The sequence below is a fragment of the Pedobacter sp. V48 genome, assembly GCF_000523515.1.
In the GTDB taxonomy this organism is placed as follows: domain Bacteria; phylum Bacteroidota; class Bacteroidia; order Sphingobacteriales; family Sphingobacteriaceae; genus Pedobacter.
The window spans coordinates 128,346-143,589 of the sequence record NZ_AWRU01000002.1; the positions used below are offsets into that span (position 1 = coordinate 128,346).

Sequence of the window (15,244 nt, forward strand, 5' to 3'; positions counted from 1 at the left end):
TTTTATGTTATCCAGCAAATCTATGGAATTATCTTTTTAACTCACCGGGCGAATATCCAAAATGCTTTTTAAAGGCTTTAGAGAAGTTATATGGTTCATTATATCCTATGGTATAAGCAGCTTCATATACGGTACAGTTGGAATCTAGCAGCATTTGTCGGGCGTAATTCATTTTCAGTTCATTTAAATACCCAAATACGGTTAATCCGAATAGCTCTTTAAAGCCTTTCTTAAGCATAAACTCATTTAGGCCCGCCTCACGTGCAATTCCGTTTAAGGTTAATGGGTCAAACATTCTTTGCTGAACAAACTGTTTTGCAGCATGCAGCTTATCGACATTATGGCGTTCTATTTTAATGGGTTTCTGCCCATCTAAACTATCTGCCTGTTCCGCCTGGAGCAGAAAAAGCTCAATAATTTTAGATTCAAAAAACAACTGTTTCATATGTCCTGAATAAACACATTGCTGCATTTCATTGATCAGCACTTGTTGCTTGGAAGTTACCGGCAGGGCATGTTTCGAAATTTCCGCCATTTTCCCTGCATCCACTTTATCCCAGAAGCGCTTTAAACAATCCATATCTGTTGCAAACAGCCTGCGAAAGAAGGGCTCATACAGCGAAATACCAAAACTCTTGATCTCCGGACTGCTCAATGCATAATACCCATCAAAACTTGGCATAAATGAAATCACATGCTCATTGTCGTTCAGCACATACCTGTCCTTGCTTTGCGCCTCCCATGCAGCACTTTGTCCCTGTAACGAAAAATACATGTTTAGAGTAGGCGTTTCGGTTTGCTCGCGCATGGTAATTTCATGCTCCTGTTTGCAGCTCGCGGCAAAAATATCTGCCCCATCAATTTTTATTTCACTGATGTTCATGTAGCCCGATGCACCTAATTCGTCAGTATAGTGCAACTCGCAGGTTTCTGAGAGGTCTGTAAGAAAGGGTGCTTTTAATTCATTGTCGTTCATAGAGTTAGGAGATGATGTTAAAGGCGCTTCACTGGAACGAATTTAGTTAAATTTTACTTTTTAAAAGAAGGAGTCAGGAAATTATTCCTTTTCGCATGGTTTATTCTCCTTTCAGAAGGGTAGGCAAAACGCATTTTAGACCAATTTTGATAAACCAAATAATTAACCCGTTTACCTATAATTCGAAATCCCGATGAAGCAAGAATTTATAGAGATCAAAGGTGCCCGCGAAAATAACCTCAAAAATATTTCCCTGCGGATTCCAAAAAGAAAAATTACGGTATTTACCGGAGTATCTGGCTCTGGTAAGTCCTCTATTGTTTTTGATACCATCGGGGCCGAAGCCCAAAGGCAGCTCAACGAAACCTTCTCCACTTTTATACGAAACCGCTTACCAAAACATAGCCAGCCTGATGCCGACTCCATAAGTAACCTTTCTACCGCAATTGTGATCGATCAGAAACGCCTCGGGGGTAATTCCAGGTCTACTGTAGGTACAATCACAGATATCTATTCCATCCTTCGCCTTTTGTTTTCAAGGGTGGGCAAGCCTTTTATCGGTTACTCAAATGCTTTTTCCTTTAACGATCCTGCCGGAATGTGCCCCGAATGCAATGGCCTCGGAGAAACGGTAAAGCTGAACCTGGATAAATTGCTCGATAAATCTAAATCACTTAACGAGGGCGCAATCCTATTCCCCATGTTCTCGGTAGGCAGCTGGTATTTTAACACTTATGCCTATTCGGGTTTTTTTGATAATGATAAAAAACTTAATGATTATACCCAGGAGGAGTGGCAAACCCTGCTACACGGGAAAAGTAAGAAGTTTCAGGTTAAAAAAGACAATGTGCCACTTAATGTCAATTTTGAAGGACTGGTAGATAAATTTAACCGCATGTACATCAAGCGCGATACCAGTATCCTGTCCGAATCCATGCGGAGCACCCTTGAACGGTTTATCCTTTTTGCGCCTTGCCCCTTATGTAAAGGAACACGGTTAAGTCAGGCCGCATTAAGTTGCAGAATAAACGGATATAACATCGCTCAGCTCACCAATCTTGAGGTCGATGAGCTCATTAAGATCATTGCCAAAATAGATGATCCCATAGCCGAAACCATGACTTCCGCATTAATGATGCGTCTACAGCATTTAATAGATATCGGTCTGGGATACCTGAGCCTCGACCGCGAGACAGCAAGCCTTTCAGGCGGAGAATCTCAGCGCATTAAAATGGTCAGGCATCTTGGCAGCAGCCTTACTGATATGATCTATATTTTCGATGAGCCGAGTGTTGGACTGCATCAGCATGATGTGCACCGTTTAAATGAGCTCTTATTGCAGCTTCGCGATAAAGGCAATACCATTCTTGTGGTAGAGCACGATCCGGAAGTGATCCGGATTGCCGACCATGTAGTAGATGTGGGCCCTCATGCAGGAACCCATGGAGGCGAAATCGTGTACCATGGAACAATAGAGGGGTTGTTGAAATCAGACACCTTAACGGGTAACTGCATGAACCGGCAGCACTATGCAAAATCCTCCTATCGCAGTGCTAAAGGGGCCCTTACCGTTCGTAACGCAAAACTGCATAACCTTAAAAATTTAACTGTAGCCATTCCAACCGGGGTTTTTACGGTGGTAACAGGAGTAGCCGGATCTGGTAAAAGCTCACTCATTAACCATGAATTTATAAAGCAATATCCCGAAGCAATCATTATTGATCAGACTGCCGTTAGCACTTCAATTCGATCTAATCCTGCTACTTACACCGGCATTATGGACGAGATTCGCCGGCTCTTTGCCCAGCAAAATGGAGTAAGCGCTTCCTTGTTTAGTTTCAACTCAAAAGGAGCCTGCCCCAATTGTCAGGGCCTGGGCTTTATCTATACAGACCTTGCTTTTCTGGAGCCGGTAAAAACCGAATGCGAAATATGCAATGGCAAGCGCTTTAAAGAAGAAGTACTGGCCTATAAATTAAATGGCAAATCGATTAGCGAGGTGCTGGCCATGACCGTACAGGAAGCTGTAGATTTTTTTGATAAGAAAGAACTGAAACGCAAAATAGAAGCCATATTGGATGTAGGGCTCGATTATTTAACCCTCGGGCAGCCCCTCAGTACGCTATCCGGTGGCGAGTGCCAGCGCATTAAACTAGCTAGTAACCTGCACAAAAGAGGAAGCATTTACGTGCTGGATGAACCAACCACCGGATTACACATGTCTGATGTAGAGCATCTCCTTGAAATCATGAATCACCTGGTTGATATCGGGAATTCCGTAATCGTAATTGAACATAACCTGGACGTGATCAAAAATGCCGACTGGATCATTGATATGGGGCCGGAAGGCGGCAGAAAAGGAGGAGAGGTCATTTTTACAGGAACCCCTGCCGAATTAATGGAATACCCCGGTTCATTAACCGGGCATTACCTCAATAAAGAAAAGCAATTAATCCTATAAGCGATAAATACCTATGAAAACCAAAATCTATCTCATAATACTACTCCTCTTTTTTGCCGGCGGAATGGTTCAGGCTCAGGTAACTGATTCCCTGAATTATAAGTTTAGTCTAAAGGAGGCCATAGATTATGCGCTAAACCACCAATCGGCCGTGCTAAACGCGCAGATTGATGAAGAAATAGCTAAAAATGATGTTAAAAAAACAGTGGGTACAGGCTTGCCGCAAGTCTCCACTACTTTTAACTTTCAGGATTACCTTAAAGTGCCAACAAGTTTGCTACCCGGCGAATTCTTTGGTCAGCCCGGTACGCAAATTCCGGTTAAGTTCGGTGTAAAGTATAATTCTTCAGCAGGTATAGAGCTAAATCAGCTCCTCTTTGATGGAACTTATATTGTAGGCCTGCAGGCTTCAAAAACCTATAAGGAATTGTCTGTCAGAACCAGCACAAGAACTAAAATTGAAACCGTAGTTGCTGTTACAAAAGCCTACTATTCGGTATTGGTCAATAAAGAACAGTTAACCCTTATCGATGCCAATTTGGTACAGCTCACCAAATCCTTTAACGACACCGAGGCCATGTTTAAAAACGGTTTTGCAGAAAAAATTGATGCCGACCGGCTACTGGTGTTAAAGAATAACCTCGAAACAGAACGCGAAAATGCTACCCGCTCATTGTCTATTAATATTGATCTGCTTAAGTTTCAGATGGGTATGCCCGTCACGGCTGCACTTGAACCTGTCGACAAGATCAGTGAGATACGCGCGCAACCTATTTCAGCTGTAGTGGCCGATACCTCTGCCTACAAGGCAAGAATTGAGTATTCCCTTTTAGAAACACAGAAAAAGTTAAACCTGCTCGATGTGAAAAGGTACAAAAGTACTTTTCTGCCTACGCTAAAAGGTTTTGCAAGCGCAACCAAAAGTTTTCAGTCCGATAACTTCTCAAACCTGTACGACCAAAACTACCCTACATCGGTAATTGGCCTTACCCTCTCATGGAACCTGATCAACGGAGGCCAGCGGATTTATCAGTTGCGAAATGCCAAGCTTGTGGTAAAGCAAACCGAAAATCAGATGCAGGACCTCAAAAATGGAATTGTCAATGAAATCTCCACCAATCAAAAGCTGTACGCCAATAGCCAGCGTTCATTGGAAAATCAGGAAAGGAATTTAAAGCTTGCCGAGGAGATCCTCAGGGTTACCCGAATCAAATATGAACAGGGAATAGGTTCCAGTCTGGAAGTTACCACTGCCGAGACCTCTCAAAAGGAAGCGCAAAACAACTATATCACTGCTTTATATAACCTGCTCATCAATAAGGTGGATCTGGATAAAGCCACAGGAAAAATTAACTATTAACCAAGCAACATAAACTCATGAAAACAATATATAGCATCGCATTAGTTCTCTTTCTGGCTTCCTGCGGATCATCAGAAAAACCTAAGGACAAAAAAGCAGAGCTTGAACAACTCAAAAAAGACCGTACCGCTCTTAACGGAAAAATTGAACAGATCGAGAAAGAACTTGGTCAGAATAAAAGTCAGGCAGATACTAAAGATGTGACCGCAACAGAACTTAAGGAAACCGAATTCCGGAACTTTGTTGAGGTCCAGGGGAAGGTAGATGCGGAAGACAATGTCGAGATCACTCCGGAATCTCAGGGTTCAGTAACTGCAATTTATGTTAAAGTTGGACAAAGCGTAAGCCGCGGTCAGGTACTCGCACAGATTGATGATAAAGTGCTGCGTCAAAATATCGCACAATTACAAACACAGCTGGATCTGGCCACTACCGTTTTCAACCGCCAGAAAAATCTTTGGGATCAAAAAATCGGTACCGAGGTTCAATACCTCACAGAGAAAAGCAAGAAAGAAGGACTTCAAAAGCAATTGTCGGGTTTGCAATCTCAGGCCGCAATGAATAAGATCAAAAGTCCTGTTTCGGGCACTGTTGATGCCATGGAGCTTAAATTGGGGCAATCCGTTGCGCCGGGAACACCTACAGGCATCCGGGTTGTTAATGCAAGCCGCCTAAAAGTCAAAGCCCTGGTTTCAGAAAACTATGCCGCCAGGGTAAACCAGGGAGATGAGGTTGAGGTATCCTTGCCCGATGTGCCAGAGAACCTGCACACTAAAATCTCATTTGCCGCCAAAGTTATTGATCCGATATCAAGAGGCTTTAATGTAGAGGTTAAGCTTCCTTCCAGTAAAAAGTACCGTCCAAATATGCTGGCCATTCTTAAAATTATTGATTATAAAAATGATAAGGCACTAACGGTACCGGTCAATGCCATCCAAAAGTCCGAAGCTGGTGAATATGTTTTTGTAGCTATAAACGGCAAAGCCAAAAAAACAGATATCAAAACAGGGAAAATATCCAATAGCCAGGCCGAGGTACTAACAGGATTAAAATCCGGTGATAAAGTGATCACCACAGGATTCCAGGATCTGAACGATGGCGATTCCGTAAAACTATAAACTATGAAAGACGTCAATAAAGAATTCGGCCCATCCAGTTGGGCTATAGATAACCGCACAGCGATATATGTGTTTACATGTATCCTGATTCTGGCGGGGTATTTTTCCTACAACAGTTTGCCAAAAGAGAATTTTCCGGAAGTTGTAATTCCTAAAATATTCGTGCAAACCATATATCCGGGAACCTCGCCTGCAAATATGGAGAACCTGATTACAAAACAGCTCGAAAAGGAAATAAGGGGAACGCTCGGGTTAAAAAAGATCACCTCCAATTCCTTTCAGGATTTCTCATTCATTACCGCAGAATTTAATACCGGGGTGGATATCAAAGATGCAAAGCAGCGGGTTAAGGATGCCGTTGATAAAGCAAAAACAGACCTCCCGTCAGATTTGCCAGATGATCCTGTAATTATGGACATCAACCTCTCAGACCTACCGATCATGTACATCAACATTTCCGGAGATTATGACCTGAAAAAACTAAAAGAGTATGCCGATGATATTGAAGATAGGGTAGAAGGACTTAAAGAAATCGCCGGGGTAGATATTGTGGGTGCCCTTGAGCCCGAGATCCAGATCAATGTAGATCTCCGTAAAATGGAATCAGCACAAATCTCATTTGACGATATCGGAAATTCAGTAAAAGCCGAAAACCTGACCATATCAGGAGGTTCCGTAAAAATGGACGGGATGCAGCGGACCTTAAATGTGAAAAAGGAATTTGTAAATGCCGAGGAATTAGGCAATATGATTGTCAAATCCCAGGCAGGAGGTTCGGTTTACTTAAAGGATATTGCCGAAGTAAAAGACTCATTTAAAGAGCAAAATAGTTATGCGCGCTTATACGGAAAAAATGTAATTACTTTAAATGTGCGCAAGCGCAGTGGCGAAAACCTGATCGAGGCATCCGACAAGATCAATGCCATGTTAAAGGAAATGAAGGGCACTTTACTGCCTTCTAAACTGGATATTACCATTACCGGCGATCAATCAGATCAGACCAGGATTACCCTGCATGACCTGATCAATACCATCATCATCGGTTTTATCCTGGTTACCCTGATCCTGATGTTCTTTATGGGCGTCACAAATGCGCTGTTTGTGGCCCTGTCCGTCCCGTTGTCCATGTTTATTGCCTTTCTCTCCATGCCCGTGCTGGGGGGAGTGTTCGACTTTAATTTCACCATGAACATGATGGTGTTGTTCTCCTTCCTGCTCGGATTGGGTATTGTGGTAGATGATGCCATTGTGGTGGTCGAGAATACGCACCGGATCTTTGATAACGGAAGGGTTCCCATTGTGCAGGCGGCTAAAACGGCCACTGGCGAGGTTTTTATGCCCGTATTATCCGGAACTTTAACCACCCTTGCGCCATTCTTTCCATTGCTGTTCTGGCCTGGAATCATTGGCGAGTTCATGTATTTCCTCCCGGTTACGCTTATTGTAACGCTCTCTGCTTCATTGGTAGTGGCCTACATTATTAATCCGGTTTTTGCGGTCGACTTTATGAAACCGCATGATGATCATGAAGACCAGAAACCAAGGTTCGATAGAAAAGTAAAACGGACGCTCCTTGTTTTTGCCGGAATGGCCTTGCTGGGCTACCTCATCAATTTCGGATTCGGTAACTTCATCATACTGCTTGCCTTGTTATACCTGCTAAATCACTTCTTCTTAACGGGGGTAATCAAGAAATTCCAGACGGTAGTATGGCCAAAAGCAATAAATAAGTACCATAATTTATTGACCTGGGCACTTAAGCGCCCGCGGACCATGATCTGGAGTACGGTAGCATTGTTTTTCTTTACCATGATCCTGGTAAATATTGTGCCGCCAAGAGTGGTGTTTTTTCCGACTGCCGATCCGAACTTTGTATATGTCTATATAGAGTTGCCGGTAGGTACAGATCAGGCTTATACCAATAAAATAGTCGAAAAGGTTGAGCAGCGGGTAGAAAAGGTAGTTGGCCAAAAGAATCCCGATGTATCTTCAATAATCTCCAATGTGACCGTAGGAGTAACTGATCCGCAAGGCGAAGACCAGGGTGAGTATACCAACAAAGGGAAAGTTACGGTAGCCTTTGTGGCCTATGGTAAAAGAACAGGAGAACGCACTATAAATTACCTCGGCAAGATCCGTGAGGCCGTAAAAGGCATTCCGGGTGCACAAATCTCGGTAGCTCAGGAACAAGGAGGCCCGCCAACGGCAAAACCAATCAGTATAGAAATTACAGGTGATGACCTGGATTCCATTGCTGTAACTTCCGATCGCTTAAAAAAATACCTGGATAGCAGGCAAATTGCCGGGGTAGAAGAACTGAAATCCGATTTTCAAAATAACAAGCCCGAAATCATTTTTGATATCGATCGGGAACGGGCTAATCGCGAAGGGATCTCAACCGGTCAGGTTGGTATGGCATTGCGTACCGCACTTTATGGTAAGGAAGTTTCTAAATACAGAGACATCAATGAAGACTATGAGATCAATGTCCGGGCACGGGAAGACCAAAGGAACAACCTCGAAGCCTTACGAAACATGAAAGTTACCTACCGTGATATGGCAATGAACGGCGTTATCAGGCAAGTACCTATATCATCTTTTGCAAATATAGATTATATCAATACTTATGGTGGTATCAAGCGCAAGCAACAGAAAAGGATCATAATTCTTTCCTCAAATGTGCTTTCAGAGTATAATGCGAATGAGGTTGTGGCCAATATTCAGCGGGAGATAAATGAATTTAAAGCACCTGCCGGAATTGAGATAAAAATGGCCGGTGAGCAGGAAGAACAAATGGAAACAGCTGCGTTTTTAGGCACAGCCTTAGTCAGCGCTTTGTTTATTATCCTCATTATTCTGGTACTGCAGTTTAATTCCATTAGTAAGCCGATTGTTATTTTGAGTGAGATCCTGTTTAGTATCATCGGGGTATTATTGGGTGTTACCATCTTCGGAATGGAGTTGTCTATTGTAATGACGGGACTGGGAATTGTTGCCCTGGCGGGAATTGTGGTCCGGAATGGAATCCTGCTGGTCGAATTTGCCGACCTGATGGTTAGTCAGGGTATGGAAGTAAGAGAGGCCGTTATCGAAGCAGGCCGTACCCGGATGACCCCGGTATTGCTTACCGCTACCGCGACTATGCTAGGCCTTATTCCGCTGGCAGTAGGCTTGAATCTTGATTTCGTGACTTTATTTACGGAGTTTAACCCACACCTTTATTTTGGAGGTGATAACGTAGCGTTCTGGGGCCCACTATCATGGACCATTATCTTCGGTTTGAGTTTTGCCACTTTCTTAACCCTGGTATTGGTTCCATGTATGTATTTAGTTGCCGATAGAAATTCTAAAAAGATAAAGCAATGGTTTAAAAAATAACATGCGTTCTTCTTAAAGCGGCCGCCCTATGGCGGTCGCTCTTTGCCTACAGCCTCCTGCTAAAGCACGTGCTGTCATCTCCGACGATAGGAGAAATCCCGTGATTATCCTCTCTCCATTCTAAGTCTGCAAGAAAGATTATTAACCGGACGTCCTTTCGGTTGCCTGCTTATTGTCCTAAAACGGGGAATAAACGAGAAAAATTTGCCCGGTTATTCGGGTTGAATTTCGTTAAATGATTAGAAATAAGGTCAGATTTAACCATGGCCGGGTTTTTGCCTTTTTATTTGTAATAAGTTTGTGAAATAATTTTTAATAATTGATTTTGCATACCTTTGCGGGATTTTATAAAAAAGCTAAATTAATTTCTCTAATACATGAGCTATCAGGATTATAAGTGCAGGAGGTGCAATACAGATTTTCATTATCAGGTTCCACGCGGATTTGTGTTAAAACATTTGCTGGGGTTTCTTCCTATACGAATTTACTGGTGCCCAAAATGCACTACAAACCGATATGTGTGGGTAGGCAATAAAGCTGAGGCTAAATAGCAACCACTTAAAAATACCTATTTATGGGTATTGCTTGCTTAAGCGTTTTCCTTTTCCTTTGAGTAAATCTTCTGAATTTTCGATTCAGTTAAGAACCTGGATTTAATTAGATTATTATGGGAAGTCGAATTGTAGGCAAATGGGTTGTCGCAAACGCGGTCGAAATAGACTATGTTGATGGGGATGAAGTATTCAGATCGGATATGTTTGCGCTCTCTGGTGCTTATCTCGAATTTAAAGAAGGAAAAAAAGGAAGTATATATGATGGCGAGGGCGATGTTGATGCTTTTACTTACACCTCCACCAAAGAAAACCTGGTCTTAAAACATATCGATGGTGATGATATCACTATTTATCATATAAAGGAACTAACCAGTTCCACTCTTTCTGTATATGAAGAGCATATTGAAACCCAGAAAGGGATCGTACATAAAGAAGTCGTCGAAATTAAGCTAATGAAATATTTTTCTTAAAATTAACGCTCATGAAAACGCTCAGCAAATTAATACTACTTATCTTGTTTTCTGCAAGTTTTACGGCTTGTGAAAAAAGCAGTGATGGTCCCTCAAATGAGAGCCCTGGTCCCGATAAGGGTCCTGTAATTGGTAATGGAGATGCAGTTGATAAAACACTGCATATGGCCTTTAAAACACCTGATTGGGAAAGAAAGATCGACTGTACTCATCTCGATTTGGATCCTATCGGCTTAAACGATTCCACATCATATGTATCAGCAACATCGGCCTCTACAAATGAAACATTTTACTTTTCATTTCCCCGTGATAGCTCGGTTATGGTAAGGTCTTCAAATATTAAAAAGTATGGGATCACAAGAGTTGGGGCCAATAAAATGCCCTTTGAGTTTTCACAAACACTTCCAATAATTGCAAACTCAACCACAAAATTAGTAAGTCTGGCCGGCTCCAGCTCCGATTTTTATAATGAAGTTTTAGAGATCAAGTATATCGGTGTTAAAGGGAATTATGCTCAATTTCAGATAAAATGCCGTTACAGCATGAGTATGGGGGAAACCCTTAACGAAAGTAACAAGAGATTGGTAACGGGGACTTTCCATTTTAAAGTTAAAACAAAACGAATATAACGCTCTGCGATTTAATAGTTAATAATCGTAAAGCAGCCTGGCATACCGGGGCTGCTTTCGTTTGTCAATCATTATTGTTTTTAAAATCTAAACACAACCGTCATATCGAATAAAACATTCGTCATCTCGACGTCGTCCGATATCCCTAGTCTGAATTGTCAAACTTACTAGGAACGCTTCTAATTACTATATTGTCGGGAATCATTCGTCACTAGCAAAGGTTTTAAAAGGAATAAATGAACTACAAAATAGAAATGGCAATTAAAAGAACGGTATATATCCTTTTATTAGTGGGTATTTTAACTGGTCTGTATTTGTATGTAGCTAAGTTCATTAAAGGTGAATTGTTGATGCGCGTTTTGATAGTGTATTTAGTTGTTTATGTCATTTATCTCTTATCCGTTCGAATGACTATTTTAAATAAAGCGGTAATAAGGTCGATTTTTATAATAATACTAATCGCGACTAATGTATTTTATTTAAGATATACTTTTAACATCGATTTAAGTATTTTGGTAGTCCCAAAGGATTTTAAAGGGAGGGTGCAAATTGTAACTGGAGATGCAGCATCAATAAAAATCATTAGACCATTTAATGGAGTTGTTCTTTTAAATATAGATGCATCTGGAAAAATTAATACAGCTTCAGCCCTTAATATAAAATTTAACAGACTCATTATTGCTGAAAAATCTGGTGACAAATTAAAAGTTAATAATCAATTAGAATTGGGGAATATAGAATGGAGAGATGATAAGGAATCCGGTGGAAAGGTGATATGGGGTGTTGTGAGGGATAAATCTTCAAATGATTATAAGGATAGAGGAGAGGTTGGTTACATAATGAAACATTGAATGAAAATAATAGAAGTTCTTAAAATGGTTAAACCTGAAGAGATTGTTTTTGGTACTTTAACCATTTTCACCGTTTCTATGAACGAAACAAGCGGGATTCCCGGCATGATTTGCTTACTATTATTAGCATTTTACTATCTAATATTTTCCTGGTATATATTCCCGATTAGTGAAGAAAAACACCTGATATTTTCTATTTTAGCAGGTCTAGTATATGCTGTTTGCCTCGTTTGCCTGGCCGTATACTCAGTGAAGATCTACGATGGTTACTTTCTTTTATATTTGGAGGGGCTGTTGTTGCTGTGTATGATCTTTTACTTAATACCTAGAAGGGGTTGGAAGATTTACAGGAATCTTCATTTTTTTAGAGCGATTGTGATAGCTTTACTAAATGTCTATTTATATGTTTTTCACTTTAACTGAAGTTAAAATATGACCATCCAATACAATTTTATTCAATCTAAATGATAATATTGTTTTACATTTGATAAAGGATAATCTCGTTAATTGTATATATGAAAGACCTTTACTACTAGTTCTATTCTTGCTAGATTATTATACTATAAATTTAAATACATGAATATTTTACATCCATCTATAACAGATATAAAACAACTGGGAAAAGATATGCATCAGAAATACATAAGTGCTGATCCTTTCCCCAGTATTGTATTAGATAATTTTTTTAACGAGGAGTTTTTAAGCAAAGTGGCCGATGAATTTCCTGACTTGTCTAAACAAAAGGATGTAAAGAAATATGATAACCATAATGAAAAGAAGCTGGAGGCTATAGGCGAGAAACACTTCAGTGAATCAGCACGTTTGCTGGCTCATTTTTTAAATTCACAGCCAATATTGGAATTTTTGCAGGAGCTTACGGGGATTAAGGAAACTTTACTGCCGGATCCTTATTTTTTGGGCGGCGGCTATCATGAAATAAAATCAGGTGGTTTGTTAAAAGTGCATGCTGATTTCAATAAGCATGAATTGGCATTGGTGGATCGTCGCATTAATTTGCTGGTTTATCTTAACAAGGACTGGGATGAAAGCTACGGCGGACATTTTGAACTATGGGATCGTGATATGAAGGAGGCGCGCACAAAGGTACTGCCTATTTTTAATCGGGTAGCTGTATTTTCAACCACGGATTTTTCATACCATGGCCACCCTAATGCGCTAGCCTGCCCGCCGGACCGGAGTCGGAAATCTCTGGCATTATATTATTATAGTAATGGCCGACCAAAAAGCGAGGTAAACCACAAACCGCATGGAACGCTATTTGTAAACCGATCCGGAACGAAAAATGATGTTACCAAAGAACCTATCACCTTGCGCAGCGTATTATATGATTTAACACCCCCAATATTAATCAGGCTGGCTAAGAAAGTCATTCGATCAAATTAAGTATATATGAAAAAACCTTTACTAATAGCTCTATTCTTGCTAACTACTGTTACTGCATTTTCACAAATGAATGGCGACTATAATTATAGTATCGCCATCAGAGGATATAGTATGTTAGAGATGCCTAAAGTATTTAATGAAACCAGCTCTGATAAGTTTACAGATGCTTATTTTAACGGAGTGATGGTTAAATTTAACGACAATCAGTTTAGCTACCGTTTAAACGGTAGCTATTATAATAAATCCAAAAAGTTTTTCAATGAGTGTGAAAGCTGTCAGGAAGCCGATGGCAAGCTTCTCGACTACTCCTTTAAATTAGGATTTGAGAAAAACTTTAATTATTCACGAATTCAACCCTATGTCGGATTTGATTTGGGCTATCGTTACAACAGGTTTAAAGGTAGTCTGGAGAATAGGAACCAATTGAGAGACGTTAGTGCTGATGCCGTAGGCCAGGAGATTGAATCCACTAAGCATGGAATTATGGTATCCCCGGTTGTAGGGTTTAAAATCAACCCAATACCTCAGATTTCTATTTTCGCTGAAGGCACTCTGGATCTTTTGTACTCTTTCGAGAAGCAGAAAACGATTTTGCAGGATATTAATAATACCCGGACAGTCAATAACGACCGGACAACCGAATTTCTTTTGACTCCTTTTTCAGTAGGGATTCAAATCCATTTAGGTAGCAATAAATAGCTTTCTACTTCGTATATGCCTTTATTCGAGGTTTATCTTTTGCTTTCAAAGTAAATAATTCCGTATGTTTGCGTGAATAAATTGAACACACTTATCAATGAAACTGCATGAGCTTACCGCTCAGATGATCTAACTTAACAAGTCTCATGCAAGCTTCATAACACCTAAAGCGTAAACACACAGATGAAAATTGCCTTAATTACGGGAGTAACGGGACAGGATGGAGCCTATTTAGCTGAATTTTTGTTAAAAAAGGGATATTTTGTTCATGGATTGAAAAGAAGGTCTTCATCTTTTAATACAGAGCGTATAGATCACCTTTATCAGGATCAGCACGAAAATAATGTACATTTCAAACTTCATTACGGTGATCTAACGGATTCAACCAATTTAATTCGAATTATACAGGAAACTCAGCCCGATGAAATCTATAACCTGGCTGCAATGAGCCATGTTAAGGTAAGTTTTGAAACGCCTGAATATACCGCAAATGCCGATGGAATCGGAACGCTTAGATTATTAGAAGCTGTTCGGATTTTGGGTCTTACAAAAAAAACTAAAGTTTATCAGGCTTCTACGTCCGAGTTATACGGATTGGTTCAGGCTGTCCCTCAAAGCGAAACAACACCTTTCTATCCACGGTCACCCTATGCGGCAGCAAAAATGTATGCTTACTGGATTACAGTTAACTACAGAGAGGCTTATGATATGTTTGCTTGCAACGGCATTTTGTTTAATCACGAAAGTCCGGTTAGGGGCGAAACCTTTGTTACCCGTAAAATCACTCGCGCGGCATGTAAAATAGCATTGGGCTTGCAGAGCTGTTTGTACCTTGGTAACCTCTCGGCCCAACGTGACTGGGGTCACGCAAAAGACTACATCGAAGCCATGTGGTTAATTCTGCAACAGGAAAAGCCAGAAGATTATGTAATCGCTACAGGCGTTACTACTACGGTAAGGGATTTTGTTAAAATGAGCTTTGCCGAATTGGGAATTGAAATTGAGTTCAGTGGAAAAGACCAATATGAGCGAGGAGTAATTATTGATGTTGATCAGGATATGACTGTTCAACTTGGATTAAATGACGAATATTTAAAACCGGGTACCATTGTGGTACAGGTTGATGAAAAGTATTTCAGGCCAACAGAAGTTGATCTGCTATTGGGTGATCCAACAAAAGCCAATACCAAACTGGGCTGGAAACCTAAATACGATCTTCCGCTATTAGTAAAAGATATGGTTCATTCCGATCTCCATTTGATGAAAAAGGATGAATACTTAAAGCAAGGCGGCTTTAAAACATTAAATTATTTCGAATAAACTATTWSATNRSAMKAKCNRTYR

At 40.6% G+C, this 15,244-nt stretch carries 11 protein-coding genes; 10 read left to right on the forward strand and 1 reads right to left on the reverse strand.

Annotation, left to right across the window (positions count from 1 at the left end):
* Window positions 1-28: 28 nt before the first annotated feature.
* Window positions 29-976, reverse strand: a complete 948-nt coding sequence (locus N824_RS01950; RefSeq protein WP_048903462.1) for an AraC family transcriptional regulator — start codon at window positions 974-976, stop codon at window positions 29-31.
* A gap of 193 nt (window positions 977-1,169) precedes the next feature.
* Between N824_RS01950 and N824_RS01955 the strand changes: the two genes are divergently transcribed.
* From N824_RS01955 to gmd, 10 genes are all read left to right on the forward strand, one after another.
* On the forward strand, window positions 1,170-3,437 hold the full coding sequence (locus N824_RS01955) for an excinuclease ABC subunit UvrA (RefSeq protein ID WP_048903463.1): 2,268 nt from the start codon (window positions 1,170-1,172) through the stop codon (window positions 3,435-3,437).
* A 13-nt stretch (window positions 3,438-3,450) separates the two neighbouring features.
* Window positions 3,451-4,797, forward strand: a complete 1,347-nt coding sequence (locus N824_RS01960; protein ID WP_048903464.1) for a TolC family protein — start codon at window positions 3,451-3,453, stop codon at window positions 4,795-4,797.
* A 17-nt stretch (window positions 4,798-4,814) separates the two neighbouring features.
* Window positions 4,815-5,915, forward strand: a complete 1,101-nt coding sequence (locus N824_RS01965) for an efflux RND transporter periplasmic adaptor subunit (protein WP_048903465.1) — start codon at window positions 4,815-4,817, stop codon at window positions 5,913-5,915.
* A gap of 3 nt (window positions 5,916-5,918) precedes the next feature.
* A complete protein-coding gene (locus N824_RS01970) occupies window positions 5,919-9,293 on the forward strand; it encodes an efflux RND transporter permease subunit (RefSeq protein ID WP_048903466.1) in 3,375 nt (1,124 codons plus the stop codon).
* A 667-nt stretch (window positions 9,294-9,960) separates the two neighbouring features.
* Window positions 9,961-10,317, forward strand: a complete 357-nt coding sequence (locus tag N824_RS01975; RefSeq protein WP_048903467.1) for a lipocalin family protein — start codon at window positions 9,961-9,963, stop codon at window positions 10,315-10,317.
* A gap of 11 nt (window positions 10,318-10,328) precedes the next feature.
* The gene (locus N824_RS01980; protein ID WP_048903468.1) at window positions 10,329-10,946 is read left to right on the forward strand and encodes a hypothetical protein; all 618 of its coding nucleotides are present in this window, start codon (window positions 10,329-10,331) and stop codon (window positions 10,944-10,946) included.
* Between the two features lie 236 nt (window positions 10,947-11,182).
* Complete coding sequence (locus tag N824_RS01985; RefSeq protein WP_048903469.1) at window positions 11,183-11,797, forward strand: hypothetical protein; 615 nt, start codon at window positions 11,183-11,185, stop codon at window positions 11,795-11,797.
* Between the two features lie 576 nt (window positions 11,798-12,373).
* Entirely contained in the window at window positions 12,374-13,201 is an 828-nt protein-coding gene (locus N824_RS01995; protein WP_200869795.1) for a 2OG-Fe(II) oxygenase, read from the forward strand.
* Between the two features lie 6 nt (window positions 13,202-13,207).
* Window positions 13,208-13,900, forward strand: a complete 693-nt coding sequence (locus N824_RS02000; RefSeq protein WP_048903471.1) for a hypothetical protein — start codon at window positions 13,208-13,210, stop codon at window positions 13,898-13,900.
* Window positions 13,901-14,083: 183 nt separating this feature from the next.
* A complete protein-coding gene (gene gmd / locus N824_RS02005) occupies window positions 14,084-15,220 on the forward strand; it encodes a GDP-mannose 4,6-dehydratase (protein WP_048903472.1) in 1,137 nt (378 codons plus the stop codon).
* Window positions 15,221-15,244 lie beyond the last annotated feature (24 nt).

Bases quoted from the DNA above. Each gene is read 5' to 3' on its own strand.
- N824_RS01950 (WP_048903462.1), bottom strand. From the start codon at position 976: ATGAACGACAATGAATTAAAAGCACCCTTTCTTACAGACCTCTCAGAA.
- N824_RS01955 (WP_048903463.1), top strand. From the start codon at position 1,170: ATGAAGCAAGAATTTATAGAGATCAAAGGTGCCCGCGAAAATAACCTC.
- N824_RS01960 (WP_048903464.1), top strand. From the start codon at position 3,451: ATGAAAACCAAAATCTATCTCATAATACTACTCCTCTTTTTTGCCGGC.
- N824_RS01965 (WP_048903465.1), top strand. From the start codon at position 4,815: ATGAAAACAATATATAGCATCGCATTAGTTCTCTTTCTGGCTTCCTGC.
- N824_RS01970 (WP_048903466.1), top strand. From the start codon at position 5,919: ATGAAAGACGTCAATAAAGAATTCGGCCCATCCAGTTGGGCTATAGAT.
- N824_RS01975 (WP_048903467.1), top strand. From the start codon at position 9,961: ATGGGAAGTCGAATTGTAGGCAAATGGGTTGTCGCAAACGCGGTCGAA.
- N824_RS01980 (WP_048903468.1), top strand. From the start codon at position 10,329: ATGAAAACGCTCAGCAAATTAATACTACTTATCTTGTTTTCTGCAAGT.
- N824_RS01985 (WP_048903469.1), top strand. From the start codon at position 11,183: ATGAACTACAAAATAGAAATGGCAATTAAAAGAACGGTATATATCCTT.
- N824_RS01995 (WP_200869795.1), top strand. From the start codon at position 12,374: ATGAATATTTTACATCCATCTATAACAGATATAAAACAACTGGGAAAA.
- N824_RS02000 (WP_048903471.1), top strand. From the start codon at position 13,208: ATGAAAAAACCTTTACTAATAGCTCTATTCTTGCTAACTACTGTTACT.
- gmd (WP_048903472.1), top strand. From the start codon at position 14,084: ATGAAAATTGCCTTAATTACGGGAGTAACGGGACAGGATGGAGCCTAT.